Below are 15,716 nucleotides of genomic sequence, written 5' to 3'. Positions count from 1 at the left end.
CGATGAGACCGCTGGACTTGCTGGTCAGGGAGCATGTGGCCCCAGTGATGAGAGCAGCTGGTTTCAAGCGGTCCGGCCGCACCTTCCGTCTCGTCGCGGACAGTGGTGATCAAGCTGTTCTCGGGTTCTCACGTCATTACGTCGACCCGGACGCCGCTGTGTTCGGCGTGGGATACGGCATCGTGCCCGCTCCGTACTGGGAGTGGATCAACCGGCAGCACTGGGCCAGCGGCCAGGTGGGGGCTCCCCGCGCCTTCCAGTCGGCGGTTGTGGCCGGCGACGTGATTCCACCACCACGGGCGGCGCATCTGCCCGACTGCGAGGGGCGGCTTCGCTCGCGCTGGGCTCTGCGCGAGGACAACCGACACATCTGCGGTGAGGCACTGGCAAGTGCGTTGCGCGACGAAGCGATCCCACAGATGGTTCACCTCCTCGACCGAACCAATCTCCTGCAAGAGTGCCGCCATCGCACCATGCCGGTCGTGCGACTCGTGCCGCTGACCAGATTGGAGATCTTGCTGTGCGTCGATGACGCACCATGTCGCGAGATAGAAGCGCTGCTGGCAGACGTGCAGCCAGCAGGGCCCGGGGACGATTTCGCTGCCTGGGTGCGTCGGAGACTGGCGACACGCGGCTTGGCCAAGTAAGAGGTCGCGCGGATAGGTGCGGTTGGGGATACCGGCAACAGAACGGGCACATGTCCCGGTGATCATGGAGTTGCGACGCCGTGGACGGCTCCATCACCAAGACTCCCGGAGGCGGCGAGGTGGCCGGGCGTTCCCCGGTCGACCGCGGCAAACAGGCCTGAAACGCTCGGGCATGACGGACGGATACGGCATTCCCCTGGGCCGCGTCCTGGCCGGCGCCAACCGCCACGACTCCCCACTGCTCGCCCCGACCCTGGACCGCCTGAACGACCTGGGTCCACTGCCCGGCGACATCACCGTCCACCTGGACGCCGGCTACGACTCCGACAAGACCCGTACCCTGCTCGACGAACGCGGCCTCCACGGCCGCATCGCGCATGGGGGAGCTCCACTGGAGCCGCGCAGCCACCGTTCAGCGTGAGAAGGGGTATGCGACCACCACCACAGAATGTGCCGGGCCGCGGTGTGGACGAGCGTGATTTTGACGCCTTCTACACCGCGAGCGTCGGCCGACTCGTCGGCCAGTTGTACGCGATGACAGGTGACCTGGCTGAGTCTCAGGACGTGGTGCAGGAGGCCTTCGCCCGGGCCTGGGAACGCTGGTCCGAGTTGGACCTGAACGGTGCCCCCGAAGCGTGGGTGCGCACGGTGGCCTGGCGGCTTGCGGTCAGTCGGTGGCGGCGGGCGCGCACCGCGCTGGCCTTCGCCCGGCGGCAGGGTCCGCCCGCCGCCGTACCGCCGCCGGAACCGCACCATGTGCTGCTGGTCCAGGCACTGCGGCGGATCCCCGAGGCACAGCGGCGGGCCGTGGTGCTGCATCATCTGTGTGACCTGACGGTGGAGCAGGTGGCTGCCGAGACCGGTTGCCCCGTCGGCACGGTCAAGGCGCACCTGCACCGCGGACGGGCCGCGCTGGCACGTCTGCTGGCCGATACAGACCTCGATCTGCGGACGACCCGGCTGCCGGAGGTGAGGCATGGCTGACGGGACAGAACTGGAGCGGTGTCTGGAGCGGAACCTGGCCGGGCTCGCCGAGTCGGGCCGGCAGCAGGTGATGCCGCTTGCCGCGCACCGGGTGCGGGCCCGTGGTGAGCAGCGCATGCGCCGCCGACGGGCGGCCGTGGCGTTCGGCGGCGCGCTGCTGGCCGCCGCTCTGGTGGTGGGCGGTCTGTCGCTGTTCCGAGCCGCCCGGGTGCCGGAGCCGGCCGCGATCGTGCCAGCGCCGGCCGTTTCAGGCTTCGTGCCGCCGTCGCCCGCACAGGGCGAGGAGTATGCCAGTGAACTGGGCTACGTGTACGGCGCGGTGGCGCAGGGCGACATGGTGCGGGTCACCGTCGAGCAGCTCCGTACCGTCCGGGGGAGCGCGGTGCCCACGGGTGTGGTGCACACGCTGACCCTGCCGCGGTGGACGCTGGTGGAAGCACGGCGGCTCTCCGGCGGGTCCCCTGCGGATATGCAGCTGGAGCAGTTGGTGAGCCGGCTGGCTGCCGGGCCGCGGTGGATGTTCGCGATCGACTACGACAGCGAGGGCCGGGTGGAGTCCTTGCGGGAGACCGACTGAGGCCGCCGCCGCATTCACGGCATCGAGGTGCAACCCAGAGGCGGGCCAGGGCGTAGAGCTCATGTATCCCGACTGCATCTGATCCGATGGGACGTTGCCGTGCTCACTTCTCGCTGCCGAACCGGCGCCCTTCCTCTGACCGTTCTTGCCTTGACCGCTCTTGCCCTGACCGCATGCACCGGCAAGGGAGGCGAAGGGCAGGCGGACGCCCTTGCCCCGGCAACACCGGTGACGGCTTCAGCGTCTGCGTCCGGACAGGCCGCCGTGCCGACCCCGCCCACTGCGACGGTCCCGGCTACTACGACGACCCCGCCCACAGCGACGCACCCGGCTACTACGACGACCCCGCCCACTGCGACGACCGTGCCCGCCGCGCCCGGCGAGGGCACCACCCCGGACGGCACGACGCGCTGGGCCGGTACCAAGCAGTTCATGCAGATACGCGAGGGCTGGATCAGCGGCGGACGGACCTACCTGTCAGTGCGGACGGCCCGGAAGGTGGCCGCCACGGGCCCGCACGAGGCGTGGTTGATCATCCCCGGTGAAGGGCCCTACACCACGGTGCTCATGGCCACAGACGCCCGGGTGCTGCTGTCGGTCCCGCTGGGCGACAACTCCGCCCCCGACCCCTACTCCCAGGCCGAGTTCGTCAACCGGCTGATGGCCGAACCGAGTTCCTTCCGCTCGAGGCTGGGGTACGACCTCAGCTTCGACGGGAAGGGCCGGGTGACCAGGTTGCAGTCGCTGTACACCTCCTAAAAGGTGGCGCGGATGATGCACCCCAGCAGCGTCGTGGTGGGCCCGGGTGGTGGAGTCCATGCTGACCAGGGACAAGTCCACCTCACCCCGCTTCGCGGCTTCCGCGATCAGGCCCTCCAGCAGGGCTTGGAAAACGCCAGCGTCCCTTCACGGCCGGAAGCGGTTGTGAACAGTCGACCAGGCACCGAACTCGTGGGGCACCTCCCGCTACTGCCCGCCCGTCCGGAACCGCCAGATCACCCCCTCGAATTGCTGCCGCAGCCGTTCGGGGTACGGGTCGTATCCACCGATCGGCGGATACGGCCTGATGAACTACCACTCCCTGTCCGTCAGTTGTACTTGCGTCACGCAAGACGATCCACCCGAGCAGGTCCCTCCAGGACAGCGGGGCTGTTCAGGCGGCTGGCGTCTTTTCCGTTGCTTCAACGGCCCTCGTCTGCCCACGGTTTGGGTGACTTTGTGCCCGGCGGACGGCGAGTGGGGCCGCCAGGCCTGTCAGGACGAACAGGGCTCCGACGACATACCATCCGGGGCGGCCCCAGGTGATGCAGAGGGCGATGAGCAGTCCCGGCCCGACAGCCTCGGCCAGTCCGGCACCCAGGCCGAACACGCCCAGGTACTGGCCGGTGGCGTGTGGTGGGGCGAGGGCGAAAGACACTTCGAAGCCGGCGGCGGAGTGCCACAGTTCGCCGACCGTGTGGATCACCACTGCGATGATGAGCAGAGTAGCGGCGGCCCACGCCGGGATTCCCGCGGACAGCGAGATGATCGAGCATGAGATGAGAAAGGCGATGCCTGCACGGCGGTAGGCGTTTCCGCCGGATGTGGGGGAGTCGACGTTGCGGCTGGCTCGTACCTGGAATGCGACAACGATGACGGTGCCGGTGAGCGTGGTGCCCGAGATGAGCCAGTGCGGTGCGGTGGTGGCGCCGACCAGCCAGAGCGGGATGGCCACGGTGAGCACCTTGAACTGGATGGCCATGATGCCGTCGAGGGCGGTCAACAGCAGGTAAGGGCGATCCCGGAGGGCGATCCAGCGTAGGCCGCCGGGGGTGGGGACAGTCGCGATCGGCGGGAGGAAGACCAGGAGCGCCGCCGAGACCGCGAAGGCGACCGCGTTGCCGACGACCATGAGCTGATAGGCGTTAAGGGTGCCCGCTTGGACAACCCATCCCGCGCCCACGGCACCGAGGGAGATCCCGACGTTGGTCACCGCGCGGAGGTATGCCCGGAACTCCTGCGGCCGATCTCCTCCGTAGTGCCTGATGAGAGGGCTGCGGGCGGCTATTCCGGCTGCCTTCGCCCCGGCGGCGGCGCAGACCGCGAGGACGAACGGCCAGAAGCTGTCCACCAGTACGAAGCCTGCTGTGGCCAGCGCCTGGATCATAAGGGTGGCCGCGTAGACGCCGCGTGCTCCGTGCCTGTCCGCCAGATGACCGACCGCGACGCCCAGGGCCAGCGCGACGAGACCGGCGATGCCGAGCCCGACCCCCACCTCGTCTGCCGGAAGGTGAACCGCCCGCGTGAAGTACAGCACCCCGGCGGTCAGATAGAGGCCGCTGCCGACGGTGTAGACGAAGTTCGAGGCCGCGAGGACACGCTGCGGTCCGCTATCCGGCATCAGGCGGGGCATGACAAAGCTCCACGTCACAGGCAGGAGGTAAGGACCCGACCAGCTTGTTGCAACTTACTCGCAATAGCAAGAGGTGTGCTTTTGCTGGGTGGTTCCAGGGATCGCCGACGATGTGTCCGCGAGCCGCGCGTCCACCTGCGACATGTCCTCCAGTAGAACGGAGCGGTCGGCGCTCTCACTCTGGTGCCAACAGTCCCACCTGCGACCAGCGCTACGCGTAGGCGCGCCGCCTCAACATGCGCCGCCGCCCGTCGATGAGCAAGGCGGAACTCAAGTACAAGCTCGGGCACTGACACCGACGGGCAATCCCCGGTCTCACTCGAAGGTCCGAGCGGCTTGGCGCCAGCACGCACGTGGTCAGAGGGGCTGGAGCCTAGTGTGCAGGAGGCAGAACTCGTTGCCCTCCGGGTCGGCCAGGACGTGCCAGTTCTCGGCGCCGGTCTGGCCGACGTCGACGGGCCTGGCGCCGAGAGCGAGCAGCCGCTCCAGCTCGGCGTCCTGGTCGCGGTCGGTGGGGTTGACGTCGATGTGGAGTGGGAGCTTCCCGGTTCGAGGGTTGCTGCTGGGGCTGAGGACGAGGGTGGGCTGCGGGCCACCGAAGCCGGTGTCGGGCGGCCCGATCTCGATGCTTCCGTCGTCTTCCCGGCCGAGTTCCACGTACCCGAGGACCTCGCTCCAGAATGCGGCCAGCCGGTCGGGGTCGGCGGCGTCGATGACCAACTCACTGATGCGGCATGCCATGCCCGTCAGTGTATGTAGAGGGCGACGCGCCACGCGATCGCGTTTTCAGGCTGGACGAGTTCACCTACGACGCCGAGCGATAAGCGAGTCCTCCTCGCCCCGTGACAGGCAACTGCGCGATCAGACGGTGGCTTTGACCGCGACCTGGTGAGCAGCTTGTCGCGCAAGGATGGCCACTCATCCGCGAGCACGCTGTAGTAGGGCGAGTCACGGCGGGTGCCGTCCTGGCGCACCTTGTGGCTGCGCAGCGTCCCTTCGTACACCAGCGCCAGCCGCGTCAGGGCCTGCTGGGGCCGCACGTTGAGGTTGTCGGTGCGCAAGGCGATTCTGGCCAGCCCCAGATCGTCGAAGGCATGCCCGAACGACAGAAGCTTGGATTCGGCGTTGTAGGGGCCGCCCCAGCAAGAACGATCAAACCAGGTCGCACCAGGCAGCCGCGGCGCTCCGGCCGGGGACGCGGCGAAGGAGTTTTCGTGAGGTTGGGATGGCAGTTGTCGGCCGTCGCGGCGGTGCCCTGCATCGGTGGTCAGGCGGTTGCCGTGGTGGAGGGGAACTGGTTCCTCGGACTGGTCGCGGGAAGCCGCTGTGGCCGCGGCGTTCTGCGCTGTGGCCGGCGCGGGCATCGTCGGCTACGGGGAGGCCACCGCCGAGACGCAGTGGCTGCCGACATCCGCCAGTGAGTCACCGCACAGGCCACAGCCCATCGATAGCCGGTCGGGTCGGGAGGTTGTGAGGAGCCCCTCCTCGCGCTTATTGTCGTATTGACGATAAGTGGGGGAAGGGGCTTCTGTATGACCACGACGACGGTGTGCAAGCGTGCCGCGACCGGAGCGCTGATCGGGCTCGCCCTCGGGGACGCCCTCGGCTTCCCGACCGAGTTCAACGACGTGCCCTCGATCCTCGCCAAGTGCGGTCCCTGGCGGGAGATGGAGCTGCCGAAGCGCGCGTTCGTCTCCGACGACACACAGATGACCCTCGCCCTCGGACACGCGCTCAGGACCGCCATGGACCGCGGCATGCTCACCCCGACGCGACTGGAGCGGCCGCTGCGCGAGGAGTTCGTCGACTGGTACCAGTCGCCGGAGAACAACCGGGCCCCGGGCAGGACCTGCATGACCGCCTGCCATCGGCTGAAGGTGGACGGACGGGCCTGGCAGGAGGCCAGCCAGATCGGTTCCAAGGGCTGTGGCGCCAACATGCGCGTGGCCCCCATGGGGCTCGCGCCCGCACTCAGCGACGAACAGCGCGCCGGTGCCGCCCAGTTGCAGTCCGCGCTCACCCACGGCCACCCGACGGCCCTGGCGGCCTCGGACCTCACCGCCCGCGCAGTGCACCTGCTCGCCCAGGGCGCCGACCCCGTGGGACTCGTCGGCCGACTGCGGTCGTACGCCTACGACAACCGCACCCGCTACCACCACACCTGGCTCGGTGACCTGTGGACCCGCTCACAGGACCCGACCCCCGAGCACTTCATCGCGCGCGGCTGGGACGAGTGTCTGGAGGTCCTCGACCGGCTCCAGGAGGCCGTGCGCACCGTCTCACCGGAGACCGACCCGTGCCTGGCCACCGGTGCGGGCTGGATCGCCGAAGAGGCCTTCGCCACCGGCCTGTTGTGCTTCCTGATCTTCCCCGACGAGCCTGTCACCGCCCTGCGCCGAGCCGCCTGCTCCTCCGGCGACTCGGACTCGATCGCCTGCCTCACCGGCGCCTTCGCGGGCGCCTGGCTGGGCGCGGACGCCTGGCCCGCTCAGTGGGCCGACCGGATCGAGTACCGGGCCGAGCTGCTGGCCCTGGGAGAACTCTGGGACGCCTAGGGAGGGTCGTCAGGAAGTCGCGCAGCAAGACAGCCGGGCGAGCCGTCGCCCGATCCATGGCGGCCAGGAAGGTACGCACAGCATCGAGATCCCCACCAGTCAGGCTATTCGTACAACGAATGGTTGTGGCCTCCCCGCCGATCGGTTGTTTGATCCCGCCGTCCGCTACTCGCTTTGATGCCGATGGTCAGCGTGTGGTTGTTCAGATCGGCGAGAGGCGCTTCGGGCATGGCAGGTAGGCGGGGGCTGGGGCGGCGGTTCGGGTGGTTGTGGGCGGCGTACGCGGTCAGCTCGTACGGCACCGGGCTCGGGTTCGGTGCGTTTCCCATGATCGCGGTCCTCGTGCTGCACTCCGGTCCGACCCAGGTGGCGGCGCTGTCTGCCGCGGGGCGGGCCGTGGGAGCCGTACTGGCGGTGCCGCTCGGTCCGTGGGTGGAGTTCCGCCGTAAGCGGCCCGTCATGATCGCGATGGACCTGATCCGGTTCGCGGCTCTGATGAGCGTCCCTGCGGCGTTCGCGCTCGGTCGGCTCAGCTTCGCCCAGCTCCTCGTCGTTTCCGTCGTCGTCGGCGCGGCCAACATCGCCTTCACCGCGGCCAGCGGTGCGTATCTGAAGGCGCTCCTGCCGCCGCAGGACCTGCTCGTCGCGAACAGCCGGTTCGAGTCCACGACGTGGACGGCGACCATGGTCGGACCACCGCTCGGCGGAGCCGCGATCGGGCTGTTCGGTCCGGTGACGACCGTGATGACCGATGCGGTCAGCTACCTGCTCTCGGCGCTCGGCATCCGCGCCATCGGAGGGACGGAACCGCGCCCCGCGCGGACCGTCGCACCGCGGCTGCGAGCCGGCGATCTGCTCGAAGGATGGCGTCACATCCTTGCCCACCCCGCACTGCGCCCGCTGTTCTTCAACACGATCGCGGTCAACGGCCTGATCATGGCCTCCGAACCGCTGCTCGCCGTACTTCTCCTGGGCCGCCTCGGGTTCACACCCTGGCAGTACGGTCTGGTGTTCGCGGTCCCTTGCGTCGGTGGCCTCGTCGGCTCACGCCTGGCGCGCCGACTCGTGGCGCGGTCCGGGCAGCGCAGGGTGATGCTGACCTTCGGGGTACTGCGTGCGTGCTGGCCTGTCGGATTGACCTTCGTCCAACCCGGCGTCTCCGGGATGGTGCTCGTCATGGCCGTTCAACTCGGACTTGTGACCTGCTGCGGGGTGTTCAACCCGGTGCTGGCCACCCACCGGCTCCACCACACCGACCCGGACCGGGTCGCCCGCACCCTGGCCGCGTGGTCGGTCAGCAGCAGCGCCGCCATTGCGGTCCTGACCGCCGTGTGGGGTCTGCTTGCCGCCGTCACCAGCCCCCGCATCGCGATCGCCGCCGCCGGAGTGCTCCTCCTGACGACTCCGCTGTTGCTTCCGCACCGCGAGAACGCACCCCAGAACACAGGGAAACAGGCTACGAGCCTCACATGACAGGCCGCTGGGCCGGCCCCTGTCAGGCTCGTTGCAGCTGATCAAGGCCATGATGGACCCCGGGATGCCCGGCATCCCCGACCTGTCCACCGCCGTGGTCGACGTCCGGGACGTCGCCGACCTGCATCTACGTGCCATCACCGCGCCCGAGGCCGCCGGACAGCGGTTCATCGCCGCGGCCGGCGACCGTGCCCTTCGCCCACATCGCCGCCACGTTGCGCTCACGCCTGGGCGAGAAGGCGAGCCGGGTACCCGAGCGGCGCCTGCCCAGCCTCGTGGTGCGAGCGGGCGGCTTCGTCGTCCCGGCGCTGCGCGAGATGAGCGGCAACCTCGGCGTCGTACGCCACATCGATGCCGGCCGGGCCCGCCACCGGCTGGACTGGGCTCCGCGCTCCACCGAGGACGCCGTCACCGTCGGCGGACAGAGCCTGCTCGACCTCGGCCTGCTCACCACCCGTCGCCGACCAAGCGTCAAAAGGCTCTGGGTAACCGGAGCAGAGACGCTCAGGCGGCGACTTGGAGCCGGAAATGGAGGTCGGTGGCGTTGGCGTGGGCAGGCTTGCCGTGCGGATCGGTGACCGCGGTCACGGTCAGGCCGGCGGTCGTAGCCAGTTCCTCGAACTCATCGCGGGAATACCAGTGCAAGACCCAGGGGCGCTCCACAACGCTGCTGTCGGAGCCGTGGTGGCGTTCGTAGAGCAGAAGCGTCGTCTGCGTCCGAGCTGTCTCATCGCGTTGCTCGGCGACGACGGACACCCGAAGCTCGGCGCCGTCGGGTGCGACGGCCGTGCGCACGCGGCCGATCTGGTCGGCCGGGGTCGGTACGGGGGTGAACAGGGGCACCAGCGCGGCGCCGTCGTCCGCCAGGTGAGCGTGGATACCGCGCAGGGCGGCCAGAGCGGTGGTGTCGTCCGGGAGCAGGGTGAAGGTCGGCCCGGCGAGGAAGATCGCCCGATAGCGGCGGGGCAGGTTCAAGGCCTCCATGCGCTGGTGAAACACGGTGGCGGGGAGGCCTTGCTCATCCGCCCGGCGCCGGAGGCGCTCCAGCATGTCCGCGGAGGAGTCGACGCCCTCGACCTCCAGGCCGCGTCGGCGCAGTTCCAGTAGGGGATCGCCGTCCCCGCATCCCAACTCCAATGCGGGCACGCCGACATGCCGAATGAAGGCGGCGTACGGCTCAGGGTCCTGGGAGACGGACTTCAGCGGTCGGTAGAGCTCCGCGACGATGCCGGAGTAGAAGTCAGCTGGATCCACGCCCGCCACCCTACGCACACCCATCCCGCGGGCTCACTCGAAAATGGGGCATCCCTCGTTCAAGTCCGCGTCGGAACCGACTGCCGGAAGGTGCCCTGCGCTCGTGCCGCGGGGCATACATGGGCGACGGCGTCTTGTCAGTGGTCTGGTGCATGATCGGCAGATCAGTCCTTCTACAGGGATGGGGGCGCTATGCCGATCACAAATCAGCAAGTGGCGGGACACGCGTTTCTGAGGCAGCTGTACTCGGACCCGTACTTCCCTGATCACGTTGTTGACAAGGGCAGGCGCAGCGGGCGGCACCGGCGCCGAGCTGGCGCCGAACAGCTCGGGCCTGCGTGTCTTCAACGCCTCCGCAGCCTCGGTGATGGCCTGCTCGTCGGCGTCGGCGTTGACGACCAGGAGCAGTTCGGCGTCCTTCAGGTCAGCGCCGGTCGCGCCGAGCCCGACGAGGACAGCACGGCGTGCCGCGGCCCGCTCACGGGCCACAGCCTGCGCCTCACGCTGGACCGCGGCGGCCTCCTTGTCGGCGGCGGCCTGCTCACGCCGCTCCAGGTCGGACAGGGCCGCAGTCTGGGCGTCGCGCTGCTGCTGCACGAACGCGGTTAGGTCGTCGGCCTTGGTGAACCCCAGCTGCTCGATGAGATCGCGGACCGCGGCCCGTCCGCCCTGCTGCTTCTCGCGGGCCAACAGTCGGGTCAACGCCTCCTGGTCCAGCGTCGGCGGCGCAGCCAGGTTCGGGGCGGGCGGGAGCTGCTGGTTGGACGGGTCGGTGGGGTCCGCGCCCACGATGGGGAAGATGGGCCGGCCGTCTCGCCGGTAGCCGACGGGCGCACGGGGGTCGGGCAGCAGCCTGTCCATGCGGATCCAGTCCTTTGCAGCAGCGCCCCCGTGCCGTCGATCAGTGTAGCCACAGCCGCAGCCACCCACCCCGTGTGCTGCTCGCGGATTACGGGGTTTGCTGCACCGGGTCCCGCTCGGGGTCGGCCGCCGAGTCCCAAGAAGTCCGGTCCGGCCTTCATCAGAGGCCTCTCTCCGAGGGACACAGCTCCTATGAGTCGGAGCCGCCCTACGCCAGCCGGTGTGCCGATGCCGTCTGTCAGGAGGCAGATACGCTGTGGGCCGCTGCGGCTTCCCCACCCTCACCCGCTTTCGCGCGGGTGTTGCCCTGGCCTGCGGCGGTCGTCTCATGGCATAAGGATGAAACACAGATGTTGATAGCGGGCCGGTACCGGCTGCACGACCCGATCGGGCGGGGTGCGATGGGGGAGGTCTGGCGGGGAAGCGACGAAACTCTCGGCAGACCGGTGGCCGTCAAGCTCCTGCTCGCCCAGGAATCCGACCCCACGGCCGCCTCCCGCTTCCGCCTGGAAGCGCAGACCGCCGGCCGCCTCAACCACCCCCACGTCGTCAGCGTGCTGGACTTCGGCGAGCAGGAGGGCCGCCTGTTCCTGGTGATGGAGCTGGTCGACGGCGACAGCCTCGCCGGCCTGCTGTCCACCACCGCGCCCCTGCCCGCCGAGCGCGTCGCCCGCATCGCCGCCCAGGCCGCGGCCGGACTCGCCGCCGCCCATCAACAGAGCATCGTGCACCGCGACATCAAGCCCGCGAACCTGCTCCTGGACGCCGACGGCACCGTCAAGATCGGCGACTTCGGCATCGCCCGTTTCCTCGACGACCCGGCCGCCGCCCTCACCGCCACCGGGCAGATCATCGGCACCAGCCTCTACCTCGCCCCCGAACGTGCCCTGGGCAAGCCCGCAGTTCCCGCCTCCGACATGTACTCTCTGGGCTGCGTGCTCTACCAGCTCCTCACCGGACGCACGCCGTTCCAGGCCGACACCGCCATTGCCATGCTCCACCAGCACCTTGACGCCTCGCCCGTACCCCCCCGTGAGCTTGGCATCGTGCTCCCGCCCGCCTTCGAGAACTACCTGCTCGGCCTCCTCACCAAGCAGCTCGAGGACCGGCCCACCGCCCAGCAGATGGCCGACTGGTTCGCTACTGGCGCCTGGCAGGGCCACCCCGAGCCATTGCCCTCCCCCCTCCCGACTCCGGTCGCCTCCTTCGTCCAGGACCCTCCGCTCCCCGAACCCGGCCCAGCGACCACATACGTACTCCCATCCGCCACCGTGCCCGCGGGCGGGCGCGGCCGCCGGGACCGCCAGCAGTGGGCCGGCGAGGTCCGCCGCGTCGTCGGCCGTCGGCCCAGGCTGCTGGGTACCCTCGCCGCCGCTCTGGTCTTCCTGGCCGCGATGCTGCTCGGCGTGACCTTGTTCTCACCGGAGCGGAGCTCGGCGGACATCCCTCAGGCCGACCCGACGACCCGTACGACAAGCCCCGCGCCGGCGCCGCCACATTCCTCCCCGGAGCCGAGCACGGCCCCAGCCACCTCCCTCACGCCCGAGCCGCCTCCCTCCACCGACGAGGACCAGGACGAGGACGACTGAGCGAGCTGACGGTGCGACACCTGCGCTCTGCTCAACGAACGCGGGTCCACGGCCGCATCGCGCACAACGCCTGGGCGGCATCCTTGGCGAGTGACCTGACCTCCTAATGAGGTTGTCAAGCCGCAGAGGTGACGGGGACGGCGGGGTCGTAGCACCGTCCGTCACGGATCAGGGCCCACAGGACGTTCACGCGTCGCCGGGCCAGGGCGAGGACGGCCTGGGTGTGCCGCTTGCCCTCGGCGCGCTTGCGTTCATAGAACCGGCGAGAGGCGTCGCAGGTGCGGATGCTGATGAGCGCGGAGGTGTAGAAGACGCGCTGCAGTCCGCGGTCGTAGCGGCGGGGCCGGTGCAGATTGCCGCTGACGCGGCCGGAGTCGCGGGGCACGGGAGCGACGCCGGCGAGGCTGGCCAGCCGGTCGGGGGTGCCGAAGCGGCGAAGGTCGCCGGCGGTGGCGGCCAGGAACTCCGCGCCCAGCAGCGGCCCGATGCCGGGCATGCTGCCGATGACCTTGGCGAGGTCGTGGGCGCGGAACCGGGCCTCGATGTGCTTGTCGATCTGGGCGATCTCCTTGCTCAGCTCCAGGACCTCCTTGGCCAGGGTGCGGACCACTTGGGCGGTGATCTGTTCCCCGGGCAGGGCGTTGTGCTGACGCTCGGCCGCGTCCAGGGCGGCGACGGCCAGGGCTTCGGCGCCGCGGACCTTGCGGTTGCGCAGCCAGGTCTCCAGACGCCTGCGGCCGAGTCGGCGCAGGGCGGCCGGGGTCTGGTAGCCGCTCAGCAGGGTCAGTGGGCCGAGGTTGCCCAGCTCCAGCTCTCGTTCCAACGCGGGGAAGATGCTGGAGAGTTGGCCGCGCAGACGGTTGATCTTCCGGGTGCGGTCGGCAACGAGGTCGGCCCGCCGGTTGGTGAGGACGCGCAGCTCGACGACCTGCTCGTCCTCTGGTCGCAGGATGGTCAGGTCGCGGCGCATCCGGGCCTGGTCGGCGATGACGGTGGCGTCCTTGGCATCGGTCTTGCCGGTGCCCCGGTAGCCGGCGGAGGCCCGGTTGACCGCGAGGCCGGGTATGTAGACGAGCTGCTGGCCGTGGTTGAGCAGGGTATTGACCCACAGGGCGGCCATGCCGTCGGCGACGTCGACCGCCCAGACGACGTCCTCGTCCAGGGCCAGGACGTCGGCGAGCAGGGCCAGCAGTTCCGGCTCGTCGTTCAGCACCCGCCGGGACAGCAGTCGGTTGCCTTCGCTGTCCAGCACCACGGCGTGGTGGTGGGTCTTGCCGATGTCCGTCCCCGCCCAGATTCGGGCCATGGGTTCCTCCGGTCGTTCGATGTACACGTGCGTGCCGACAACGACCGCGCCGACGTGGTCCTACACAGCGATGCACCCGCAGGGGCCCGCAGCTCCTAATTAGTGGCCGGGTCGTCGTGAGACGCCGGGCGGCCAGGTCAGGTGAACCATCGCGGGCAACCCTATGAGAGCCATACCCGGTGTCTCTGGGCCTCTGGACCTTACGACTGGCCCGTCCAACCCGTTCAAGAAGGTAGGACCCTATGAGGGCCGGGCCCCCTTCCCTGCACAGCCCGGTGGGCGGCGGGGTGCGGTTCGGGGAATTACGGTCTTGGCCAGGTCTCCGGGAGATTGTGTCCTCCGTCCGCCACGAGCAGCGACCCCGTGACAAACGAGGCCGACTCGTGCGCCAGGAACAGCACGCAGGCTGCGATTTCCTCCGGGGTGCCGCTCCGGCCGATCGGGCCCGCCGCGGCGGCCGCCGCTTCGAATTCCAGTTGGGAACCGGTCGCTACGTAGCCGGGTGCCACGACGTTCACCGTGATTCCGTCTCGAATGACCTCAAGGGCCAGTGCCCTGGACAGTCCGACCAGGCCCGCTTTCGAGGCGGTGTAGGTGGCCTGGCCGGGCATCGCGTTGACCGTGCCGGTGGTGGAGCCGACCGAGACGATGCGTCCGTAGCCGACCGCTCCCATTACTGGCACTGCGGCTCGGCACATCAAGAAGGCGGTCGTCAGGTTGCGGGTCAGCGCCGCGTTCCAGTCGGCCAGGGACAGCGTGGCGATGTCGTCGTCGGCGTCCCAGCCCGAGGCCACGGATGTCATGCCGGCGTTGTTCACCAGTACGTCGATGCGGCCCCACCGGTCCAATGCGGCCCGTACCAGGGCGTCTGCGGCGCCGTCGACGGTCAGGTCGGCGACGACGCCGACGGCATCCGCGCCCAGTTCCGCCGCCCGCTCGTGCACCCGCTCGGAAGTGGCACCCAGTACAACCCGGGCCCCCTGCGATACAAGCGCCCTGGCAACCGCGGCACCGATTCCGTCCGGGGCACCGGCGCCCGTGACGATTGCTACCCGATCTTGGAAGCGCGTCATGAGGGGTCATGCTACAGACGGACGAGTCGACGCGTTTGCCCAGTGCACGGTGCAGTGTTCGACGGGACGGGGCCGCCACCTGCAGGAGTACTGGAGTCGACTGTCAAAACTGGGGAAGCTCGCATGCTTGCAGGCCGTTAACTCCGGGCCGGCGCGGGGTCCTGGCCCTCGGCTGGCTCGCACCGGTCAGAAAGGAAGTGGAGGAAACACCCCTGGCTGTGCTGGTGCTGCTGCTCGCCATGCTCACGGCCTGGCAGATGTCCGCCGGTGCGGACGTCGTCTCCGCTCGCGACTGGCTCCTTCTGGCCATCGGACTGCCACTCGCCTGGGTGCTGTACTCCTTCGGTGCATTCGCCTGGGGCGGCTTCACCGTCGCGCGCCTGTACTTCTGGGCCACGGGCAGGCTGCCCCGGCAGCTCATGGCGTTCTTGGAGGACGCCCACGCGTGCGGGGTGCTGCGTCAGTCGGGTGGTGTGTACCGCCTCCGGCACATCGAGCTGCGGGACCGGCTGGCGCAGGGCGCGAGTGGCGGCGCGGACACGAGCAGGCGCAGTCATGGGTGCTTCGGCGCGCCAGGCGGCGTGCCGGCCACACTGATCGGGATGGCCACCGTGCTGGCAGTGCTGACGGTCGCCTCCGGAGCGTTGATCGCGGAACCGCTGCCGGCACCGTTCCGCTCGCTGCCCGATGCCTGCGGGCTGCCTGCGCAGCAGGACCTCGACCGGCTGATGACGGATCCCGCGAAACTCGCCGACGCAAACGGCCAGGAGTGCAGCGTGGGCGAGCAGGCGCCGTTCTCCCGGAACACCCGGGTCAGTATTGTCGCCCAACTGGAGACAGGGGAGGGGGCGCGGTCTGTCCGGGTTCATCCGGTGAGGCCGAGGGCGGTCAGGGGTCTGCGGTAGTCGCGGGCGGTGTGGCGTAGGGCGGCGGCGATGTTGGTGTGGCCGTCCTGGCGGTGGACGCCTATGGCGAGGTTGCGCAGGCCGGCCATGATGCGTGGGA

General features: G+C 69.5%; 16 protein-coding genes and 2 pseudogenes. 9 read left to right on the top strand and 9 right to left on the bottom strand.

The genetic code is table 11. The annotated features are described in order from the left end of the window. The first annotated feature begins 2 nt into the window (after positions 1 to 2). From ACIQFZ_RS09630 to ACIQFZ_RS09610, 5 genes and pseudogenes are all read left to right on the top strand, one after another. The gene (locus ACIQFZ_RS09630; protein ID WP_402690972.1) at positions 3 to 647 is read left to right on the top strand and encodes a DUF4304 domain-containing protein; all 645 of its coding nucleotides are present in this window, start codon (positions 3 to 5) and stop codon (positions 645 to 647) included. Between the two features lie 77 nt (positions 648 to 724). After that, positions 725 to 1,044: pseudogene (locus tag ACIQFZ_RS09625) on the top strand (transposase); the annotation flags it as partial. A 32-nt stretch (positions 1,045 to 1,076) separates the two neighbouring features. After that, positions 1,077 to 1,631 carry a SigE family RNA polymerase sigma factor gene (locus ACIQFZ_RS09620; RefSeq protein ID WP_365420358.1) on the top strand — a complete coding sequence of 185 codons (555 nt, stop codon included), beginning with the start codon at positions 1,077 to 1,079 and terminating at the stop codon, positions 1,629 to 1,631. Further along, the gene (locus ACIQFZ_RS09615; protein WP_402690971.1) at positions 1,624 to 2,208 is read left to right on the top strand and encodes a hypothetical protein; all 585 of its coding nucleotides are present in this window, start codon (positions 1,624 to 1,626) and stop codon (positions 2,206 to 2,208) included. Before ACIQFZ_RS09620 ends, ACIQFZ_RS09615 begins: the two co-directional genes overlap by 8 nt. 363 nt (positions 2,209 to 2,571) lie before the next feature. Then, complete coding sequence (locus ACIQFZ_RS09610; protein ID WP_402690970.1) at positions 2,572 to 2,967, top strand: hypothetical protein; 396 nt, start codon at positions 2,572 to 2,574, stop codon at positions 2,965 to 2,967. Here ACIQFZ_RS09610 and ACIQFZ_RS09605 read toward each other — a convergent pair. From ACIQFZ_RS09605 to ACIQFZ_RS09590, 4 genes and pseudogenes are all read right to left on the bottom strand, one after another. After that, positions 2,953 to 3,276: pseudogene (locus ACIQFZ_RS09605) on the bottom strand (transposase); the annotation flags it as partial. The gene ACIQFZ_RS09610 and the pseudogene ACIQFZ_RS09605 sit on opposite strands and share 15 nt — an antisense overlap. 85 nt (positions 3,277 to 3,361) lie before the next feature. Beyond that, complete coding sequence (locus ACIQFZ_RS09600; RefSeq protein ID WP_402690969.1) at positions 3,362 to 4,600, bottom strand: MFS transporter; 1,239 nt, start codon at positions 4,598 to 4,600, stop codon at positions 3,362 to 3,364. 357 nt (positions 4,601 to 4,957) lie between these two features. Beyond that, positions 4,958 to 5,341, bottom strand: a complete 384-nt coding sequence (locus ACIQFZ_RS09595; RefSeq protein ID WP_402690968.1) for a VOC family protein — start codon at positions 5,339 to 5,341, stop codon at positions 4,958 to 4,960. 5 nt (positions 5,342 to 5,346) lie between these two features. Beyond that, positions 5,347 to 5,964 (bottom strand): GNAT family N-acetyltransferase, encoded by a 618-nt coding sequence (locus ACIQFZ_RS09590; RefSeq protein WP_402690967.1) that lies wholly within the window; start codon positions 5,962 to 5,964, stop codon positions 5,347 to 5,349. Positions 5,965 to 6,132: 168 nt separating this feature from the next. On the opposite strand from ACIQFZ_RS09590, the gene ACIQFZ_RS09585 reads away from it, so the two are divergent. Beyond that, the gene (locus ACIQFZ_RS09585; protein WP_376654393.1) at positions 6,133 to 7,155 is read left to right on the top strand and encodes an ADP-ribosylglycohydrolase family protein; all 1,023 of its coding nucleotides are present in this window, start codon (positions 6,133 to 6,135) and stop codon (positions 7,153 to 7,155) included. 228 nt (positions 7,156 to 7,383) lie between these two features. After that, entirely contained in the window at positions 7,384 to 8,628 is a 1,245-nt protein-coding gene (locus tag ACIQFZ_RS09580; RefSeq protein ID WP_402690966.1) for an MFS transporter, read from the top strand. 127 nt (positions 8,629 to 8,755) lie between these two features. Here ACIQFZ_RS09580 and ACIQFZ_RS09575 read toward each other — a convergent pair whose 3' ends face one another. The 3 genes from ACIQFZ_RS09575 to ACIQFZ_RS09565 all read right to left on the bottom strand — a co-directional run bounded on the left by ACIQFZ_RS09575 (position 8,756) and on the right by ACIQFZ_RS09565 (position 10,743). Next, on the bottom strand, positions 8,756 to 8,956 hold the full coding sequence (locus ACIQFZ_RS09575) for a hypothetical protein (protein ID WP_365429380.1): 201 nt from the start codon (positions 8,954 to 8,956) through the stop codon (positions 8,756 to 8,758). A 176-nt stretch (positions 8,957 to 9,132) separates the two neighbouring features. Continuing rightward, entirely contained in the window at positions 9,133 to 9,882 is a 750-nt protein-coding gene (locus ACIQFZ_RS09570) for a class I SAM-dependent methyltransferase (protein ID WP_402690965.1), read from the bottom strand. Between the two features lie 33 nt (positions 9,883 to 9,915). Further along, positions 9,916 to 10,743: a hypothetical protein gene (locus ACIQFZ_RS09565; protein WP_402690964.1), complete on the bottom strand. Its 828-nt coding sequence runs from the start codon at positions 10,741 to 10,743 to the stop codon at positions 9,916 to 9,918. 350 nt (positions 10,744 to 11,093) lie between these two features. Here ACIQFZ_RS09565 and ACIQFZ_RS09560 point away from each other — a divergent pair, with 350 nt between their 5' ends. After that, a complete protein-coding gene (locus ACIQFZ_RS09560; RefSeq protein ID WP_402690963.1) occupies positions 11,094 to 12,332 on the top strand; it encodes a serine/threonine-protein kinase in 1,239 nt (412 codons plus the stop codon). A 115-nt stretch (positions 12,333 to 12,447) separates the two neighbouring features. Here the strand turns inward: ACIQFZ_RS09560 and ACIQFZ_RS09555 are convergent, their stop codons facing one another. Further along, the gene (locus tag ACIQFZ_RS09555; RefSeq protein WP_402690962.1) at positions 12,448 to 13,638 is read right to left on the bottom strand and encodes an IS110 family transposase; all 1,191 of its coding nucleotides are present in this window, start codon (positions 13,636 to 13,638) and stop codon (positions 12,448 to 12,450) included. A gap of 302 nt (positions 13,639 to 13,940) precedes the next feature. Beyond that, the gene (locus tag ACIQFZ_RS09550) at positions 13,941 to 14,711 is read right to left on the bottom strand and encodes an SDR family NAD(P)-dependent oxidoreductase (protein WP_402690961.1); all 771 of its coding nucleotides are present in this window, start codon (positions 14,709 to 14,711) and stop codon (positions 13,941 to 13,943) included. Between the two features lie 197 nt (positions 14,712 to 14,908). Between ACIQFZ_RS09550 and ACIQFZ_RS09545 the strand changes: the two genes are divergently transcribed. After that, positions 14,909 to 15,616, top strand: coding sequence for a hypothetical protein (locus ACIQFZ_RS09545; RefSeq protein ID WP_402690960.1), 708 nt, complete (start codon positions 14,909 to 14,911; stop codon positions 15,614 to 15,616). Positions 15,617 to 15,716: the final 100 nt, after the last annotated feature.

The sequence above is a fragment of the Streptomyces sp. NPDC093064 genome, assembly GCF_044754605.1.
In the GTDB taxonomy this organism is placed as follows: domain Bacteria; phylum Actinomycetota; class Actinomycetes; order Streptomycetales; family Streptomycetaceae; genus Streptomyces.
The sequence above is the reverse complement of the archived record's forward strand: the minus strand, read 5'-3'. Positions and strand labels throughout refer to the sequence as shown.

Coding starts and splice junctions, on each gene's coding strand:
- ACIQFZ_RS09630 (WP_402690972.1), top strand. CDS start 3: ATGAGACCGCTGGACTTGCTGGTCAGGGAGCATGTGGCCCCAGTGATG.
- ACIQFZ_RS09620 (WP_365420358.1), top strand. CDS start 1,077: ATGCGACCACCACCACAGAATGTGCCGGGCCGCGGTGTGGACGAGCGT.
- ACIQFZ_RS09615 (WP_402690971.1), top strand. CDS start 1,624: ATGGCTGACGGGACAGAACTGGAGCGGTGTCTGGAGCGGAACCTGGCC.
- ACIQFZ_RS09600 (WP_402690969.1), bottom strand. CDS start 4,600: ATGCCCCGCCTGATGCCGGATAGCGGACCGCAGCGTGTCCTCGCGGCC.
- ACIQFZ_RS09595 (WP_402690968.1), bottom strand. CDS start 5,341: ATGGCATGCCGCATCAGTGAGTTGGTCATCGACGCCGCCGACCCCGAC.
- ACIQFZ_RS09590 (WP_402690967.1), bottom strand. CDS start 5,964: ATGCCCGCGCCGGCCACAGCGCAGAACGCCGCGGCCACAGCGGCTTCC.
- ACIQFZ_RS09585 (WP_376654393.1), top strand. CDS start 6,133: ATGACCACGACGACGGTGTGCAAGCGTGCCGCGACCGGAGCGCTGATC.
- ACIQFZ_RS09580 (WP_402690966.1), top strand. CDS start 7,384: ATGGCAGGTAGGCGGGGGCTGGGGCGGCGGTTCGGGTGGTTGTGGGCG.
- ACIQFZ_RS09565 (WP_402690964.1), bottom strand. CDS start 10,743: ATGGACAGGCTGCTGCCCGACCCCCGTGCGCCCGTCGGCTACCGGCGA.
- ACIQFZ_RS09560 (WP_402690963.1), top strand. CDS start 11,094: ATGTTGATAGCGGGCCGGTACCGGCTGCACGACCCGATCGGGCGGGGT.
- ACIQFZ_RS09555 (WP_402690962.1), bottom strand. CDS start 13,638: ATGGCCCGAATCTGGGCGGGGACGGACATCGGCAAGACCCACCACCAC.
- ACIQFZ_RS09550 (WP_402690961.1), bottom strand. CDS start 14,711: ATGACGCGCTTCCAAGATCGGGTAGCAATCGTCACGGGCGCCGGTGCC.